The sequence below is a fragment of the Asaia bogorensis NBRC 16594 genome (assembly GCF_001547995.1).
Classification (GTDB): Bacteria; Pseudomonadota; Alphaproteobacteria; order Acetobacterales; family Acetobacteraceae; genus Asaia; species Asaia bogorensis.
This window is the reverse complement of the sequence record NZ_AP014690.1, coordinates 1,113,664-1,130,754: the sequence shown is the minus strand read 5'-3', so window position 1 is coordinate 1,130,754 and position 17,091 is coordinate 1,113,664. Positions and strand designations below refer to the sequence as shown.

General features: G+C 61.6%; 13 protein-coding genes. All 13 read left to right on the top strand.

Annotated features, from left to right (window positions below):
- The gene (murD, locus tag Asbog_RS05045) at positions 1-1,368 is read left to right on the top strand and encodes a UDP-N-acetylmuramoyl-L-alanine--D-glutamate ligase (RefSeq protein ID WP_062164301.1); all 1,368 of its coding nucleotides are present in this window, start codon (positions 1-3) and stop codon (positions 1,366-1,368) included.
- Positions 1,369-1,395: 27 nt separating this feature from the next.
- Positions 1,396-2,589, top strand: a complete 1,194-nt coding sequence (locus Asbog_RS05040; protein ID WP_062164300.1) for an FtsW/RodA/SpoVE family cell cycle protein — start codon at positions 1,396-1,398, stop codon at positions 2,587-2,589.
- Complete coding sequence (gene murG, locus Asbog_RS05035) at positions 2,586-3,701, top strand: undecaprenyldiphospho-muramoylpentapeptide beta-N-acetylglucosaminyltransferase (RefSeq protein WP_062164299.1); 1,116 nt, start codon at positions 2,586-2,588, stop codon at positions 3,699-3,701. The genes Asbog_RS05040 and murG overlap by 4 nt, the downstream gene beginning before the upstream one ends.
- Positions 3,702-3,801: 100 nt before the next feature.
- On the top strand, positions 3,802-5,220 hold the full coding sequence (murC, locus tag Asbog_RS05030; protein WP_023977569.1) for a UDP-N-acetylmuramate--L-alanine ligase: 1,419 nt from the start codon (positions 3,802-3,804) through the stop codon (positions 5,218-5,220).
- Entirely contained in the window at positions 5,217-6,128 is a 912-nt protein-coding gene (gene murB, locus Asbog_RS05025) for a UDP-N-acetylmuramate dehydrogenase (RefSeq protein WP_062164298.1), read from the top strand. The genes murC and murB overlap by 4 nt, the downstream gene beginning before the upstream one ends.
- Positions 6,125-7,063, top strand: a complete 939-nt coding sequence (locus tag Asbog_RS05020) for a D-alanine--D-alanine ligase (RefSeq protein WP_062164297.1) — start codon at positions 6,125-6,127, stop codon at positions 7,061-7,063. Before murB ends, Asbog_RS05020 begins: the two co-directional genes overlap by 4 nt.
- Entirely contained in the window at positions 7,060-8,145 is a 1,086-nt protein-coding gene (locus tag Asbog_RS05015) for a cell division protein FtsQ/DivIB (RefSeq protein ID WP_083510713.1), read from the top strand. Before Asbog_RS05020 ends, Asbog_RS05015 begins: the two co-directional genes overlap by 4 nt.
- The gene (gene ftsA, locus Asbog_RS05010; protein ID WP_023977573.1) at positions 8,142-9,542 is read left to right on the top strand and encodes a cell division protein FtsA; all 1,401 of its coding nucleotides are present in this window, start codon (positions 8,142-8,144) and stop codon (positions 9,540-9,542) included. Before Asbog_RS05015 ends, ftsA begins: the two co-directional genes overlap by 4 nt.
- A gap of 83 nt (positions 9,543-9,625) precedes the next feature.
- The gene (gene ftsZ, locus Asbog_RS05005) at positions 9,626-11,101 is read left to right on the top strand and encodes a cell division protein FtsZ (protein ID WP_062164296.1); all 1,476 of its coding nucleotides are present in this window, start codon (positions 9,626-9,628) and stop codon (positions 11,099-11,101) included.
- A 168-nt stretch (positions 11,102-11,269) separates the two neighbouring features.
- Complete coding sequence (gene lpxC / locus Asbog_RS05000) at positions 11,270-12,277, top strand: UDP-3-O-acyl-N-acetylglucosamine deacetylase (protein ID WP_083510948.1); 1,008 nt, start codon at positions 11,270-11,272, stop codon at positions 12,275-12,277.
- A 79-nt stretch (positions 12,278-12,356) separates the two neighbouring features.
- A complete protein-coding gene (locus tag Asbog_RS04995; protein ID WP_062164295.1) occupies positions 12,357-13,235 on the top strand; it encodes an outer membrane protein assembly factor BamD in 879 nt (292 codons plus the stop codon).
- Between the two features lie 78 nt (positions 13,236-13,313).
- On the top strand, positions 13,314-15,029 hold the full coding sequence (gene recN, locus Asbog_RS04990; protein WP_062164294.1) for a DNA repair protein RecN: 1,716 nt from the start codon (positions 13,314-13,316) through the stop codon (positions 15,027-15,029).
- A complete protein-coding gene (gene ligA, locus Asbog_RS04985; protein ID WP_062164293.1) occupies positions 15,029-17,083 on the top strand; it encodes an NAD-dependent DNA ligase LigA in 2,055 nt (684 codons plus the stop codon). Before recN ends, ligA begins: the two co-directional genes overlap by 1 nt.
- The last annotated feature ends 8 nt before the right edge of the window (positions 17,084-17,091 follow it).

The following is a 17,091-nucleotide window of genomic DNA, read 5'->3' as shown; positions in this document are numbered from 1 at the left end:
ATGACCGGTCGCCCCTTCCCCTCCGACCTGTTTGCCGGGTCGCGCTTTGCTGTGGTCGGTCTTGGCCGCAATGGCCACGCTGTCGTCAAGGCCCTGCTTGGCATGGGGGCAGAAGTTCAGGCCTGGGATGACAAATCACCCCCGGCCCCTGATGCTTATGGGGCGCAAGGCGAAAACAGCCGCTTTACCGCCGCCCCGCTGGACGACCTGACCGGGTTCGAGGCGCTGATTCTCTCACCGGGCATCCCTCACAGGCTTCCGAGCCCTCACCCCGTTGCCGTAAAGGCACGTGAGGCTGGCATCCCCATTCTGTCCGATGCCGAGATGCTCTATCGTGCGGTGCGCAAGGCGGGCTCGAAGGCCCGTTTCGCCTCGATCACCGGGACGAACGGCAAATCCACGACGACCGCCCTGCTCGCCCATATGCTGGATAAGGCCGGAGTGCCTGTTCTGGCCGGGGGTAATCTCGGCACGGCCTCGCTCGCCCTGCCGCTCCTGCCGGATGACGGCGTGTATGTCATCGAGATGTCGTCCTATATGCTGGAGCGTCTGGACCAGTATCATGCTGCGACAGCCTGCCTGCTCAATCTGACGCCGGATCATCTGGACCGTCACGGGGATATGGCGGGCTATGCCGCTGCCAAACGCCACGTCTTTGATAACATGACCCCGGATGATCTCGCTGTGGTCGGCGTCGATGACGCCTATACCCGCGCCGAGGCATCAACGCTGATTGCCGAAGGCCTGAACGTCGTCACGATCTCGGTTCACGATGAGACGCTTGTCGCGCCGGTGGCGAAAGTCCATGAAGCAGCGCCCACCCTGCCCGGCGCCCATAATCTGCAAAATGCTCTCGTGGCACGAGCGATGGCAAAGCATCTGGGGCTGGACGACCGCGCCATCGAAACCGGCCTGACAACCTATCCGGGCCTGCCGCATCGTCAGGCGTTGGCGGGCGTCATTGATGGTATTCGCTTCATCAATGACAGCAAGGCGACCAATGCCGAAGCCGCCGAAAAGGCACTGCTCTGCTATGACAAGGTCATCTGGATTGCGGGGGGTACGGCCAAATCGGGTGGGATCGAGGCACTGGCACCATTATTCGATCGGATTGCCAAGGCTTTTCTGATCGGCCGCGACGCGCCCATCCTGCAGGCCTCTCTTCTGGCCCACGGGGTTGCCACTGAAATCAGCCAGACGCTCGATGTTGCGACGTCGGCGGCACTGGAGGCCGCGCGCGCGCTTGATGTCCCGGTTGTTCTGTTGTCGCCTGCATGTGCAAGTTTTGACCAGTTTGCGAGTTTTGAAGCGCGCGGCGCGTCTTTTATCGATATCTTGACTCGCCTCAGCGATTCAGAAACGCCCTGATCCGAAGGGCCGAGGGGTTAGGGGAACATGGCAGGGCTTTCACGTGTCGATACGTCCCGCATAGGGCGCTGGTGGCGCAATGTGGATCGCGTCACCTTGTGCTGCGTCGGGGTGCTGATAGCTTTTGGCTATGTCCTGATGCTGGCCGCCAGTCCTGCCGTCGCCGTGCGTATTGGTGCGTCGCGCGAGATGTTCATCCTCAAACAGGTGATCTTCCTGCTTTTGGCGGGTGGGGTCGTGCTGCTTGTCTCCGGCCTGTCGCGTGAAGCGGTCAAACGCCTCGCACTCATCGGCGGTGTGATTGCGTTGGTAGCTACGTTCATGACGCTCGTTCATGGCGTCGAGATTAAGGGCGCACGGCGCTGGATTGCGCTGCCCATGATGTCGGTCCAGCCCTCCGAGTTCCTCAAGCCGTTCTTTGCAGTGGTGACCGGATGGCTGCTTGCCGAGCAAAGGCGGCGGGTCATTTTCGGCTCGGTCCGTTTCCCCGGCATGCTCATCGCCTTCGGTTGTTTCGGGCTGATCCTGCTGCTGCTTAAGTCACAGCCTGATATCGGCATGTTGTCGGTCATCACGATGGTCTTTTTCATCCAGCTTTTCGTGAATGGCCTGCCCATCATTTTTGTTGGTGCTGGCGTGGGAGCCATGATTGCGGCGTTTGCGGGCGCCTATGTCGCGTTTCCGCACGTGCGCTCGCGCGTGGAGCGCTTCCTGCACCCCAATGTGGGTGACCATTACCAGATCGACACCGCGCTGCGTGCCTTCGGCAATGGCGGCATGATGGGGCGTGGTCCCGGTGAAGGCCGTGTGAAGGATCTCCTGCCCGATGCTCATGCCGATTTCGTCTTTGCTGTGGCTGGCGAGGAGTACGGGCTGTTTATCTGCCTGTTCATCATCCTGATCTTCACGGTCATCGTAGTGCGCACGCTGCTCAAGCTCATGCGCGAGAGCGACCCGTTCGTGATCACGGCTGCGTCGGGGCTGGTTGCCGGGTTCGGGCTGCAGGCCTTCATCAATATGGGCTCGACCTTGCATCTGATCCCCACCAAGGGCATGACGCTGCCCCTCATTTCCTATGGTGGCTCCTCGGCCATCTCCATCGCGCTGACCCTTGGCATGGTGCTGGCCCTGACACGCCATCAGGTTTCGGCCAGCCCCATCAGCTCGCACTATGCCGGTCAGGGACACTGGACGTCGCTTCGTGAAGGATCCAATTCGTGAAAAGCCCCATCGTGATTGCTGCCGGTGGCACAGGCGGCCATTTCTTCCCCGCCGAGGCGCTCGCGACCGAACTTGCGGCGCGCGGGCATGATCTGGTGCTGATGACCGACAAGCGAGCCGGTAAAAGAACGAGCGGTATCTTTCAGGACAGGCCACAATATGTGCTTGATGGCACAGGTGTAGCTGGCAAGGGTATCGCTGCCAAGCTCCGCGGTGTGACTTCGCTTCTGCGGGGTGCCTGGGAGGCCCGCAGCCTGCATAAACAGATCGCGCCCGTCGCCGTGATCGGCTTTGGCGGCTATCCGTCGGTGCCCCCCATTCTGGGCAGTCGTTTCCTGACCGGCGGACGCAAACCGATCGTGATCCTTCATGAAGGCAATGCCGTGCTCGGGCAGGCCAATGCCCTGCTGGCCCGTTTTGCCAGTGCCATCGCGACATCTTTCCCCACCGTCGCCCGTCTGCCTCTGGGGCTGCGCACGGCCCTGACCGGCATGCCGGTGCGGCCCGCCATCGAGGCGCTGCTCGATGAGCCCTATACCCCGCCCGAAGAGGCGATCAATCTCCTGATCTGGGGTGGGTCCCTGGGCGCCAGGGTGTTCTCGACCACTATGCCCGCCGCTCTGGCCCAGTTGCCTGCAGGGTTCCGTGCCCGTCTGCGCGTGACGCAGCAGGTGCATGAGAAGGACATCGCCGAAACACGCGCCGCCTACGAGGCCGCAGGAATAGAATGCACACTGGCGCCGTTTTTCAGTGATGTCGCCACATTGCTTCGGCAGGCGCATCTGGTGATCGGGCGTGCCGGAGGCTCCTCTGTGGCGGAACTTACCATTGCGGGTCGTCCGTCCATTCTCGTTCCCCTACCCATTGCCGCATCAGACGAACAGGGCGCCAATGCCACACAGCTCGTCGATGCTGGCGGTGCGTGGATGTTCCGCCAGAAGGACTTCACCCCCGAGACGATATCGGCCTTTCTTGGCACCTTGCTGAACGACCCCGAACGTCTGGCGATGGCGGCGAAGGCCGCACGCGGTTTTGCCCATCCCCACAGCGCCAGATTGCTCGCCGACCTTGTCGAAGCCCGCATTTCGGACTACCGCTCCCCTGTTTCGTGATGGGTAGTCTCTTCGCTCACATCCATCGCTGACCTGACGCCCTCCTTCTGTCTTTACCCCGATCTTCCTGTTTTTCGCAGTTACTCTGAAAGCCTGGTTCATGCGCGCACTCCCCCTTTCCATCGGAACCATCCATTTCGTCGGTATTGGCGGGATTGGCATGTCAGGAATTGCCGAGGTGCTGCATATGCTCGGCTACAAGGTTCAGGGGTCGGATATCAGCGAAAATGCCAATGTGCTGCGCCTGCGCAAGCTCGGTATTGTCGTCGCGATCGGCCATGACGAAGGTAATCTGGGCGCGGCTCAGGTTGTGGTCACCTCAACAGCCGTGAAGAAGGACAATCCCGAGGTTCTGGCGGCGCGCGCGAGGCTGATCCCCGTCGTGCGTCGTGCCGAAATGCTGGCCGAGCTCATGCGCCTGCGCTGGGCGGTGGCGATTGGCGGCACCCATGGCAAGACAACCACCACAAGCCTTGTGGCCTGCGTGCTCGAACAGGCCAAACTCGACCCGACCGTGATCAATGGCGGCATTATCGAGGCTTACGGCACCAATACCCGCATGGGTTCGGGCGACTGGATGGTGGTCGAGGCCGATGAGAGCGATGGCTCCTTCCTGCGTCTGCCTGCGGTCATTGCCGTGGTCACCAATATGGACCCTGAACATCTGGACCATTGGGGCACGGCAGAAGCCATGCAGGCGGCCTATGACCAGTTCGTGTCCAACATTCCGTTCTACGGGTTTGCCGTGCTGTGCATCGATCATCCTGCCGTACAGCAGATGATCCCGCGCCTGTCGGACCATCGTATTGTGACCTATGGCTTCAGCCCGCAGGCCGATATCCGCGCGGACAAGCTGATTACCGACCGTCTGGGCGCCACATTCGAGGTGGTGATCACCAACCGCACGCGAAAGACCACGCGTCGCGCCGGGCCGTTCCGCCTGCCCATGCTGGGCCAGCACAACGTGCTCAACGCACTCGCTGCCATCGCCGTCGCCAGCGAGATGGATATCAGTGACGAAACCATTCGCCTTGCGCTCGCCGGGTTCCGCGGCGTCAAGCGTCGTTTCACGCGTTGCGGTGATTTCAATGGCATCACGGTTATTGACGATTACGGTCATCACCCGGTCGAGATTGCTGCCGTGCTGCGCGCCGCCCGCCAGGCTGGCGCACGCGATGTGATTGCCGTGGTACAGCCGCATCGCTACTCGCGCCTTCAAGCCCTGTTCAGCGATTTCTGCACCTGCATGAACGACGCTGGAACGGTCATCGTGACCGATGTCTATGCTGCCGGTGAAGCGCCAATCGAGGGCGTCAGCCGCGACACACTGATCGAGGGACTGCGCGCCAGCGGCCATCGCTCCGTGGTGCCGTTGCCCGGCCCCGAGCATCTGGCCGAGATGATCAATGCCATCGCCAAGCCGGGTGACTTCGTTGTGTGCCTCGGCGCGGGCACCATCACCAACTGGGCCCATGCACTGCCGGGCCAGCTTGCCGCACTCAATGGCAAGGCATCATGAGCACGAAGCTGCATCAGCTTTCACCGCGTGGGCGGTTGAGTTTCGACGCACCGCTTGGCCCACGCGCCTGGTTTCGCACGGGCGGTAATGCCGAAGCCCTTTTTGTGCCCAAGGATGTGCAGGACCTTGCCGACACTCTGGCGGCCCTCCCAAAAGGGGTTCCGGTCACGGTGCTTGGCGCCTGCTCGAATGTCATCATCCGCGATGGTGGGATCGAGGGGCTTGTGATCCGCATGGCGGGTGGTTTCGCCGATATCGTCATCGAGCCCGATGGTCTCGTGGCCGGTGCTGCAGCGCTCGACATGATCGTGGCCGAGCAGGCTGCCGCAGCGGGTCTGACCGGGCTGGAATTTCTGGCTGGAATTCCCGGCTCCATTGGCGGGGCAGTGGTCATGAATGCCGGCGCTTATGGCTCTGACATCAATGCCGTGCTCGACTGGGCTGAAATCCTCCTGCCCGACGGGACAATCACGCGTCTGGGCAATGCCGCGCTGGCCTTCAGCTATCGTCATGCCAACCTGCCTGATGGGGCCATCGTGCTCCGGGCGCGGCTGCGGGCGCGACCGGGCGACCGCGAGCAGATCCGCACCCATATCGCGGGCATCAAGGCTGCCCGCGAGGCCTCGCAACCCGTCAAGGCCCGCACGGGCGGCTCGACCTTCCGCAATCCTGACGGCCACAAGGCCTGGCAGTTGATTGACGACGCCGGATGCCGTGGCCTCACCCGGGGTGGTGCTCAGGTGAGCGAAAAGCACTGTAATTTCCTGCTCAATCTCGGCACTGCGACAAGCCGCGATCTGGAAGATCTGGGTGACGAAGTCCGTGCGCGCGTCCTTGCCCAAAGCGGCATCGCCCTGCATTGGGAAATCAAACGCCTTGGAAAACCGTCATCGGGAGAACAGCCATGAGTCTGAAGATTGCCGTCCTTCAGGGAGGCATTTCGAGCGAACGGCCTGTCAGTCTGCGTAGTGGCGCTGGCGTTGCACAGGCTCTCGTCGAAGCCGGCCATGATGTTGTCAGTGTCGATGCCGGCCCCGATCTGGCCGAAACGATCCGCGCCCTGCGCGCTGCGGCTCCGGATGTCGTGTTCAATGCGCTGCATGGCCCGCTGGGTGAAGATGGTGCCATTCAGGGCGTTCTCGAGTGGCTGGGCCTGACCTACACCCATTCCTCCATACGAGCCTCCTCACTCGCCATGGACAAGGAAGCCTCACGCCGCGTGTTTGCTGCGGCCGGTCTGCCCGTGGCCGAAGGGCGGGTCGTCACGATGGAGGAACTCGCGGCAGCCGATCCTCTGCCTACGCCCTATGTGGTCAAGCCCATCGCCGAAGGGTCATCATTCGGGGTCGAGATTGTCCGGACCGGCAGCAACCGCCGTCAGACCATTGCCGCGAACTGGGCCTTTGGCCGCGAGGCGCTGGTTGAGGAATATATTCCGGGTCGCGAACTCACCGTCGCCGTGCTGGGTGACCGGGCACTGACCGTAACCGATATCGTGGCGGCGTCCCCCACAGGCGATTTCTACGATTTTGACGCGAAATACGCACCCGGTGGTTCCGTGCATCACGTGCCAGCGCAAGTGCCCGAGGCCATTTTCACCCAGGCCTTGCGCGTGGCCGAGAATGCCCATCGTGCGCTGGGCTGCTCGGGTGCCTCGCGTGCCGATTTCCGTTATGACGAGGAGACGTCCCGTCTGATCCTGCTGGAAGTCAATACGCAACCTGGCATGACCGCGACCTCTCTCCTGCCGGAACAGGCCGCCTATTGTGGCATTTCCTACCCTGAACTCTGCGACTGGATCGTGCGTGATGCTCTAACCACGCGGGGCGAACAGGCCAGATGAAAAATCGGCGGCCGGAAGCTCCGTATCGCGGATCAGTGCAGCAGGACAGACCAGCGCGTCTCGTACTGTTCATGCGCCGCCACAAGCGGGGCCTGCGCGTATTTCTGGCCTTCCTTTTTCTGCTGGCCGTAGCAGGGATTGCAGCGTCGTTTCTGCGCCTTTCGGCCTCCGAGGCGCGTTTTGCGCCCTATCGCGCAAAGCTCGTTCAGTACCTGCCATTCCAGATCAAGACGATCCGGGTCGAGGGGCGCAACCTCACGCCGGAAGACGATCTGATGCGGGCTCTCGGCACCTCGGTCGGCAAGCCGATTTTCGGGTTTTCGGTCTCGGCGGCGCGTGATCGCATCGACACCCTGCCCTTCATCGATCATGCGACGGTCGAACGGCATATGCCCGACACGATCGTCATCAAGATCACCGAACGCAGCCCGGTGGCCGTCTGGCAGGACCATGGGCAGTTCATCCTGATCAATCGCGCTGGCGAGCGCGTGCCGGACCAGGGGCTTGAGGGTAAGAATGGTCAGGCCTTCATCAAGCTGCCGCTGGTTGTTGGCGAGGGCGCAAATATCGCTGCCTCCACGCTGGTTGATGCGCTGACGGCTAATCCATCGGTCAAGGAGTTCGTTGTCGCGGCCGTGCGCGTCGGGCAGCGTCGCTGGAACCTGACCCTGCGTGATGGCGCAACCGTCCTGCTGCCGGAAGGACAGGAACAGGCGGCGCTTGCGCGTCTTGCGCAATATCAGGGTCAGTTCCGCCTGCTGGAGCGTCCGGTCGTTTCGATCGATATGCGCCTGCCGGATCGTATGGTCATTCACCAGCCCCCCGCGCCGGTTGCCGATCCGAATGCCCCGCAGGATTCGTTGGATACCAACCAGGTCAAACAACCCGGCACCGATGCCTCCAACACGGGTAATGGCGCGACCGTGAGGAGCGGCGGACAAGCCGGATCAACGCAGAAATCAGGACCGGGAACTGCCGGAAATCTGCCGCAATCAACGCACAAACCGGGCCATGCTGCCACTCAGCGCGGCCATGACAGCCAAGCCCCCTCCTCCGCAGATGGAGCCTCGACCGAAGAATGAACGACCTCGTGGCCACAGACCCGGACTCGCCGCGCAAGAAGCGCCGACGGACAGTGCGCAGCCGCGCGCTCCTGCCGGTCAGCACAGGGCAGAGACATCACGAACGCTCCGAAGATCATATTCTCGCCCTGCCCCCGGCAGATGAGCCGGCCATGCCCAGACACTGGCGCGTGGGCGTTTTTGGTGTGCTGGACATCGGATCGACCAAGATGACCTGCCTCATCGGACGCGGCGAGGCCGATGGTACGCTGCGCGTGCTCGGCTATGGCTGGCGTCGCTCGCGCGGAATACGCAACGGTAATATCGTCGACCTGAAAGAGGCTGAGCAGGCCATACGCGCCACTGTCGGTCAGGCTGAAGATGCGGCCGACCGTCGCCTTGACAATATCGCTGTCAACCTCTCCTGCGGTCACCCCGAGAGCCGTCTGTTCAATGCGCGTATGCCCATCGGCGGTCATGGGGTCAGCGAGAGCGATATGGCCCGTGTGGTAGCGGAGGGCCAGGCCCGCGCCTTTACCGAGGGCCGCACCGTCATTCACACCCTACCCATCGGTTATGCGGTGGATGACACCTATGGCATTGTCGATCCCCGAGGCCAGGTCTGTGAACAGCTCACGGCACGGCTTCATGTTGTCGATGCAGCAACGACAGCAGTCCGCACGCTGGATTCGGTCCTCATGCGCTCCGAACTCAAGATGACAGGGCTTGTTTCTGCCTCTCTCGCTTCCGGCCTTTCGGTACTGGATGCAGACGAGCGTGAACTCGGCGCCACGGTCATCGACATGGGCGGTGGCACCACCTCCATTGCCGTGTTCGGTGACGGCATGCTGCGCCATACGGCCTTCCTGCCCGTGGGCGGATTGCACGTCACCCGTGACCTTGCGGGCATGCTCTCGACCTCGCTGGACGAGGCCGAGCGCCTCAAGACCAAATACGGCGCCGCTGAACTCTCCGCCGAGGACAGCAGCGAGCTCATCACGCTCCAGAAAATCGGCGAGGCACCCGGCACCCTGACAACCGTCTCGCGCGCGAGATTGGTTTCGGCCATCAGGCCGCGCATCGAGGAAACACTCGAGCTCGTGCGCGATCGTCTCGACGATGCCGGCTTCAGCCGGACCGGCCGCGAGCGCGTCGTCCTGACCGGAGGCGCCTCCCTGCTGGATGGCGTCGGGCCGATGGCCGCGCGCATTCTGGACCGCCCGGTTCGTCTGGGCCGCCCGCTGGGCATTGTGGGATTGCCCGAAATCGGCGCAAACTCTGCGGGATTTTCTACGGCATCCGGCCTGCTGGCCTGGGTCGCCGGAGCGGACCGCAGTTTCCATGATGCCGATACGCCTGAACAAAGACCAGGAGGCATGTTAAAGCGCCTGGTTCATTTCATTAGGGGTCGCACATGACCAAAAACTAACCTATTAAGGTTATGCTTTTCAGTCATTCTCCCTGAATTCGGGACTGATACCAGCCCTATCCGGATTACGCCATGACGCTCAATCTCACTGCCCCGCAATACAACTACTCTGATTTCTCTCCGCGCATCACCGTTATCGGCGTTGGTGGCGGTGGCATGAATGCCGTCAACAACATGATCGAGATGCAGTTGCAGGGCGTCGAATTCGTTGTGGCCAATACGGATGCGCAGGCTTTGGCAGGTTCACGGGCAGAACGCCGTGTGCAGCTTGGCCCTCATCTTACACAGGGCCTCGGTGCAGGCGCCAAGCCGGAAATTGGCAAGGCTGCTGCCGAGGAAGCCGCAGAGGAAATCAGCCGCCATATCGATGGCGCACACATGGTTTTCGTTACAGCTGGCATGGGTGGCGGCACTGGAACAGGCGCAGCACCCGTTATCGCCAAGATGGCGCGTGACCGCAAAATCCTGACAGTCGGCGTGGTTAGCACACCTTTCGGCTTCGAGGGTGCACGACGCAAGAAAGTGGCCGAAGCAGGCATTGCCGAGTTGCAGCAATATGTCGATACCCTGATCGTCATTCCGAACCAGAACCTGTTCCGCATGGCAACCATGCACACCACCTTGCGTGAAGCCTTCAAGATGGCTGACGAGGTGCTCTATATGGGCGTGCGCGGCGTGACTGATCTCATGCTGGCACCCGGGCTGATCAATCTAGACTTCGCCGATATCCGCACCGTCATGGCGGAAATGGGCAAGGCCATGATGGGGACAGGTGAAGCCGAGGGTGAAGATCGCGCACTCGAAGCCGCCAACCGTGCCATTTCGAACCCGCTTCTCGACGATTCGTCCATGTCCGGCGCACGCGGCCTGCTGATCAACATCACCGGTGGTGACGACCTCACCCTCTATGAAGTCGACCAGGCTGCCGAGCGTATCCGACAGGAAGTGGCCGATGACGCCACGATCATCTGGGGTTCGGCCATCGATTCGTCGCTTAATGGACGTATCCGCGTGTCGGTAGTCGCGACAGGTATTGATGGCAGCCGTGCCCCTGAGCCTGAAGAGATCCAGCCGCCGGTCGAGCCCGTGCAGGAAGCGCCTGTCGTCCCGGACGGTGCAGAAGTCACGACTAGCGCCAACCAACAGCCCTTCCAGCCGGCCTCGACTTATGCGCGCCAGCAACCGCATTATGGTCTTGAAACGCAGGCCCCCGCCAGCGCGGCCCCGTCACCCCATTCAGTGCCGCCCCAGGCAGCAAAGGCGACGCCGCAGCCTGCGCCTTCCCCGCGATCAGGCCTGTTTTCTGATCAGGGACAGCGTCCCGCGCCCGAACCCCAGTCCCAGCCGCGCAGCCTGTTTGGCATCGTGACGGGGGCTCTTCGCGGGCGTCCGGCCCAGTCGAGCTATACAGAGCATAACGAGGCACCGCGTAACGAACCCACCGTGGTCGAACGCGCCGAGCCTTCACGTCCTGTTTCGAGCCACGACAACAGCGAAGAAAACGGTCTCGACATTCCTGCTTTCCTTCGTCGCGATCAGGGTCGCTGATATCTGACACAAAGCCACGCTCTGAAACTGATTTTTACGTGCAGTTTCAGAGCCTTAGGCCGTAATGAATGGCAACAAACATTGACTGGTCTGCCTGCCCCTTTAACGGGTAGAGCTTTCTGCAGGACCGAAACATAACGTTTCGGTAATTTGGGAGAGCGTTGCATCATGCAGATCACGGCCGAAACACCGTTCAAAGCATCGATCGTGCCTCCCTCAGTTTTCAAGAATTCCGCCGATTTTCTGAGCCCCTTTGGCAACAACGCGCAGACCGCGCTCCAATGCACGCTCAGGCAGCCCATCACCTGCGTCGGCATTGGCCTCCACAGTGGCCATCAGGTGCGCATGACCCTGCGCCCCGCCCCCGTTAATCATGGCATCGTTTTCCGCAGAAGCGATCTTCCCGATGCCCTGCCGATCCCAGCGCGCTACGACAATGTGGTGTGCACACGGCTCAGCACAGTGATCGCCCGTGCCGATGCGCCAGATATCCGCGTTGCGACAATCGAACATCTGATGGCCGCCCTGCACGCCAACGGTATCGACAATGCCCTGATCGATATCGATGGCCCGGAAACACCGGTACTTGACGGCTCAGCTGCCGAATTCGATTTCCTGATCCAGTGCGCGGGCAAGACCGAGCAGGATGTTGCACGCGTCGTGATCGAGGTTCTCCGCACCGTTCGTGTGGAAGACGATAACGGAGCGTTTGCCGAGCTTCGCCCTGCACGGGCTGGCTTCGCCCTCGCCATGTCGATCGATTTCACGGCCGGCGCGATCGGCCATCAGCGCCATGCCATGCCCTTCACCCTCGACCGCTTCCGCCAGGAAGTGGGGTATTGCCGTACGTTTGTTGAGCGTAAGGAAATCGAGACCCTTCAGAAGATGGGGCTCGCCCGCGGCGGTTCGCTGCATAATGCCATCGTTGTGGAAGGCGATACCGTGCTCAATCCTTGCGGGCTGCGTCATCCCAAGGAATTCGTGCGTCACAAGCTCATGGATGCCGTTGGCGATCTCTATCTGGCCGGGCATACGCTCAAGGCAGGTTTCATGGGCCATAAATCGGGCCATGGATTGAACAACCGTCTCTTGCGCTCCCTTTTTTCCTCCGGTGAAAACTGGCGTCTGGCAGGTCAGACCGCTCGAAACAGAAGCGAAATACACGCAGCAGCGTAAGAGAAACGATCTCGTGCGCCCAGGACTTCCGCGAATGGTCAGGCGTGATATAAGACCGTTCGTCAGTGGAAGAGTCGGCATGCACCAGAATACAGAACGTCACGTACCTCCTGCCTCGAAGCGTCAGCGCGTCGTTAGCGTCCTGACGGCCGGCAGCTTTCTGCTTTTGAGCGGCTGCTCGCTCTTTTCCAACAAGGAAGAGTTCAAGGCACCAAAGGTCGCCAGTGCCGAGACGCTGTATAATTATGGCATCGATGCCCTTCATTCGAAGCGCTACACGTTGGCCAGTGGCGAATTCGAACTCCTGCAGCAGAACTACCCCTATTCGGGCTATGTAGGTAATGCCGAGCTGATGGAAGGTTACGCCTATTACCTTCAGGGGGAATATGCGCTTTCGGTCCAGCAGCTTGAGCGCTATCTGCTCCTGCACCCCACCAGCCCTGACGCCGCTTATGCCTACTACCTGCGCGCTCTTTGCTACTACGAACAGATTGCCGAAGTGCAGCGTGACCAGCAGGGTACGATCGAAGCCCTGAACGCACTTGAGGAGGTCGTGACACGCTTCCCACAGACGGCCTATGCCCGCGACGCCCAGCTGAAGATCGACCTTTGCCGCGACCATCTTGCTGGTAAGGAAATGCTCGTCGGCCGCTACTACCAGCAGCAGCACAACTACGAGGCGGCTCTTGGCCGCTACCAGCGCGTCGTCAACGACTTCCAGACGACCAATCACGTGGCTGAAGCGCTCGAACGCATTGTCGAGGTCAGCCTTGAACTGGGTCTGGTCGACGAGGCACGCAAATCAGCCTCGGTTCTGGGTTACAACTATCCCAACAGCCAATGGTATCGTTACAGCTACAACCTGCTACGCAACCGCGATCTGTTGCCCGATCATAGCGTCGCGCCGGGTGGCAAGCAGCGCGGTCTCTTTGGCCGCATGTGGCACTCGGTTTTCTGATCCGGACGAGACAAGGACGCTGGCGCGATCTGCCGCCGCCAGCGATGCTTCCAGACTGACACATCAGGACCGCCTTGCATGCTGACTCACCTCTCGATACGCGATGTCGTTCTGATCGAGAGGCTCGATCTGCCTTTTCATCCGGGACTGACGGTCCTTACGGGTGAAACCGGGGCGGGCAAGTCCATCCTTCTCGACTCCCTTGGACTGGCTCTGGGAGACCGCGCCAGCGGCGGGCTGGTCCGTGCCGGGGCAGATCAGGCTGGCGTTTCCGCCTGTTTCGATATTCCCGATGGTCACCCTGTCCATCAGCTTCTTGCCGAACAGGGCATTGCCCTCGATGACCCGCATGAACCGCTTGTGCTCCGGCGCACGGTCACTGCCGATGCGCGGTCGCGGGCCTATGTGAACGATCAGCCCATTGGCGTTGGGTTGTTGCGTCGCATCGCGGCTCTTCTGGTCGAAATCCAGGGCCAGCACGACCAGATGGGTCTGGCGGATCAAGCGACCCATCTCGATCTGCTCGACGCTTTTGGCGTGGATCGCAGTGCTCGCGAGGCCGTGGCTCGCGCCTATCGTCGCTGGATCGAACTCACTGCCGCCCTCGCCGCAGCGCAGTCCGAAATGGAAGCAACGCGGCGTGAGGAGGACTGGCTTAGACAGGCAGTTGATGATCTCAGCGTTCTTGCCCCGCAGGAAGATGAGGAAGAGCAACTGGCTGCGCTGCGTATCGGCCTGCAGCAAAACGAACGACGTGGCGAGGCCATTGCAGCGGCCCTGTCCGAGCTGACACCGCGTGACCGTCGCTCCGCCACCCCCGCCGCCGCCCTGCGCAATGCCAGCCGCACGCTGGCCCGCCTGCTACCCTCCCCCGGCGACGACCCAGTTGCCCATTCCGCGCAGCAGGCCCAGGCGCAGGAGGCACTCGAGGCTCTGGAAAAAGCCGAAGAGGCGCTTGCCGAAGCTGAAACCCTGCTTTCCCGTCTCGCCGCTGATGCAGACACCGACCCCCGCCTGCTTGAGGAAACCGAAGAACGTCTGTTTGCCCTGCGCGCAGCGGGTCGCAAGCATGGTGTGGCCGTCAATGAACTGGCCGCTCTGCTGGCGAGCCTTCAGGCCCGCCTTGAAGCGCTGGATTCAGGCAATGCCCGCATTGATCAGCTGATGGCGGAAACGCAGGCCGCGCGCGAGGTGTTTGCCACAGAAGCAGAGAAACTCAGCCAGATACGCGAGCGCGCTGCGCGTCGGCTTGAGACTGCTGTCATGGCCGAACTCAAGCCGGTCAGGCTCGAGCGCGCCAAATTCATTGTTTCGCTCACGCCACTTGCGCCGGAGGCCTGGAACCTGCGTGGCAAGGAGCAGGCGTCCTTCCTGATCGCCGCCAATCCGGGCCAACCACCTGGCCCACTGGCCAAGGTGGCCTCGGGCGGCGAATTATCGCGCCTCATGCTGGCTCTGAAGGTCGTGCTTGCCGAACGCTCGGCGATACCGACGCTGGTTTTCGACGAGGTGGATTCCGGCGTTGGTGGGGCCACGGCCTCGTCCATCGGTGACCGCCTGCATCGTGTAGCGCAGGATGTACAGGTACTTGTCGTCACCCACAGCCCGCAGGTGGCAGCACGTGGCGACCAGCATTTGCGCATCAGCAAGCGTATCCGAAAGGACAGGACGGAAACCCTTGCAGAAAAACTCTCCGCCGAGGAACGCCGCGAGGAGATCGCGCGTATGCTGGCTGGCGAGACCATAACGGATGCCGCGCGTACGGCCGCTGACAGCCTGTTGGAACAAGAGTGATGACTGATACCCCCGCCCGTGAGCACGCCAGATTAGCGGCGCTCATTGCGCGCTGGAACGACGCCTATTACCGCGACGACGCCCCTGAAGTGTCAGATTCGGAATATGACGAGACCAGAAGGGCGCTTATTGCCCTTGAAGAAGCCCACCCTGACCTCAGGACTGAGGGCGGCATTGCTGAACGCATTGGTGCGGCGCCGGACAATGCCTTTGGCAAGCAGCCCCACCGCGTGCCCATGCTGTCGCTCGACAACGTCTTCAATACCGAGGAATTCGAGGCTTTCGTGGCGAAAGCCGCCCGCTTCCTCGGACTGGATGCCAAGGCGGCCGATCAGCTCACTTTCGTCGCCGAGCCCAAGATCGATGGCCTGTCGATCAACCTCACTTATGTAAACGGCGCGTTGCTGCGCGGGACGACACGCGGTGACGGGCTGGTGGGCGAGGATGTCACCGCCAATCTGAGAACCATTGCTGACATTCCGCAAAAGCTCGAAGGAGAGTTCCCGCAGGAGATTGAGATACGCGGCGAGATCTTCATGGCGAAGGCCGATTTCCTGTCGCTCAACGAAACGATGCAGGTACAGGGACAGAAGGTTTTCGCGAACCCGCGCAACGCTGCTGCAGGGTCACTGCGCCAGCTTGACCCCAATGTGACTGCCAGACGCCCTCTGTCGCTTTTTGCCTATGCGCAGGGCTTTTCGAGCCAACGCTGTGCCGCAACACACTGGGATTGGCTGGAGCAGTTGAAACGTTGGGGCTTCCCGGTCAATCCGCTTTCAACACGCATCGGCCATGCCAGCGAGATCGCCGGTTATATCGCCAATCTTGCCCGCGAACGCTCATCCCTGCCCTATGACATCGATGGTGTCGTCTTCAAGCTGGATGATATCGACCTCCAGACCCGTCTCGGCTTTGCAGGCCGTGCGCCGCGCTGGGCCATTGCATGGAAATTCCCCTCCGAGCAGGCCATCACGCGGCTGGAAAAAATCGAGATACAGGTGGGGCGTACGGGCGCGCTTACCCCAACGGCCCATCTGGAACCGGTCAATGTCGGTGGTGTCATCGTGTCACGCGCAACGCTGCACAACGAAGACGAAATTGCGCGCAAGGATGTCCGCCCCGGCGATCTGGTACGTGTGCAGCGCGCAGGCGATGTCATTCCGCAAATTCTCGGCCCTGTCCCCGAGGACAAGCCGCGTGGCCCGGCTTTCATCTTCCCGACGCATTGTCCCGTCTGTGGCGCCCTGACAGAGCGCCCCGAAGGTGAGGCTGTACGACGTTGCACGGGCGGCTTGACCTGCGAGGCGCAGGTTGTCGAGCGCCTGATTCATTTCGTCTCCCGGCCGGCATTCGATATCGACGGGCTGGGTGAGCGCTCCATACGCGAGTTCCACGAGATCGGCCTGATCGACCGGCCCGGCGATATTTTCCGCCTGCGGGACAAGGCCGACATCATCCGTGACCGTGAAGGCTGGGGCGAGGTATCGACGCGCAATCTGCTCAATGCCATCGAGCAGCGCCGTACCATCGCCTTCAGCCGGTTTCTCTTCGGGCTTGGCATACGGCGTATCGGCGAGCGCAATGCCCAGCTCCTGGCACGCCATTACCAGACCTATGAAGCCTGGTTCGACTCCATGCGCGCTGCCGCCATGATCGGTTCTGACGACCGTCTTGCCCTGGGCAGCATCATGGGTATCGGCCAGAGCATCGTGGCCGATCTCCTCGCTTTTTTTGCCGAGCCGCATAATGTGGAGGCGCTGGCTGATCTGCGGGCGCAACTCACAATCGAGCCGGAATCCCGCCCCGAGGAAGGCCCGCTTTCGGGCAAGACCATCGTGTTTACCGGCACGCTTCACACCATGACGCGCCCTGAAGCGAAGGCCATTGCTGAGCGCCTGGGCGCGCAGGTGAGCGATTCCGTATCGAAAAAAACCGGGCTGGTGGTTCTGGGTGAAAAAGCCGGATCGAAGGCAAAGAAAGCTGCCGAGCTTGGGCTTGAGACCTGCGACGAGGCGGGCTGGCGCGCAATCGCCGGGTTGCCGCCAGCCGGTTAAGGGCGGAT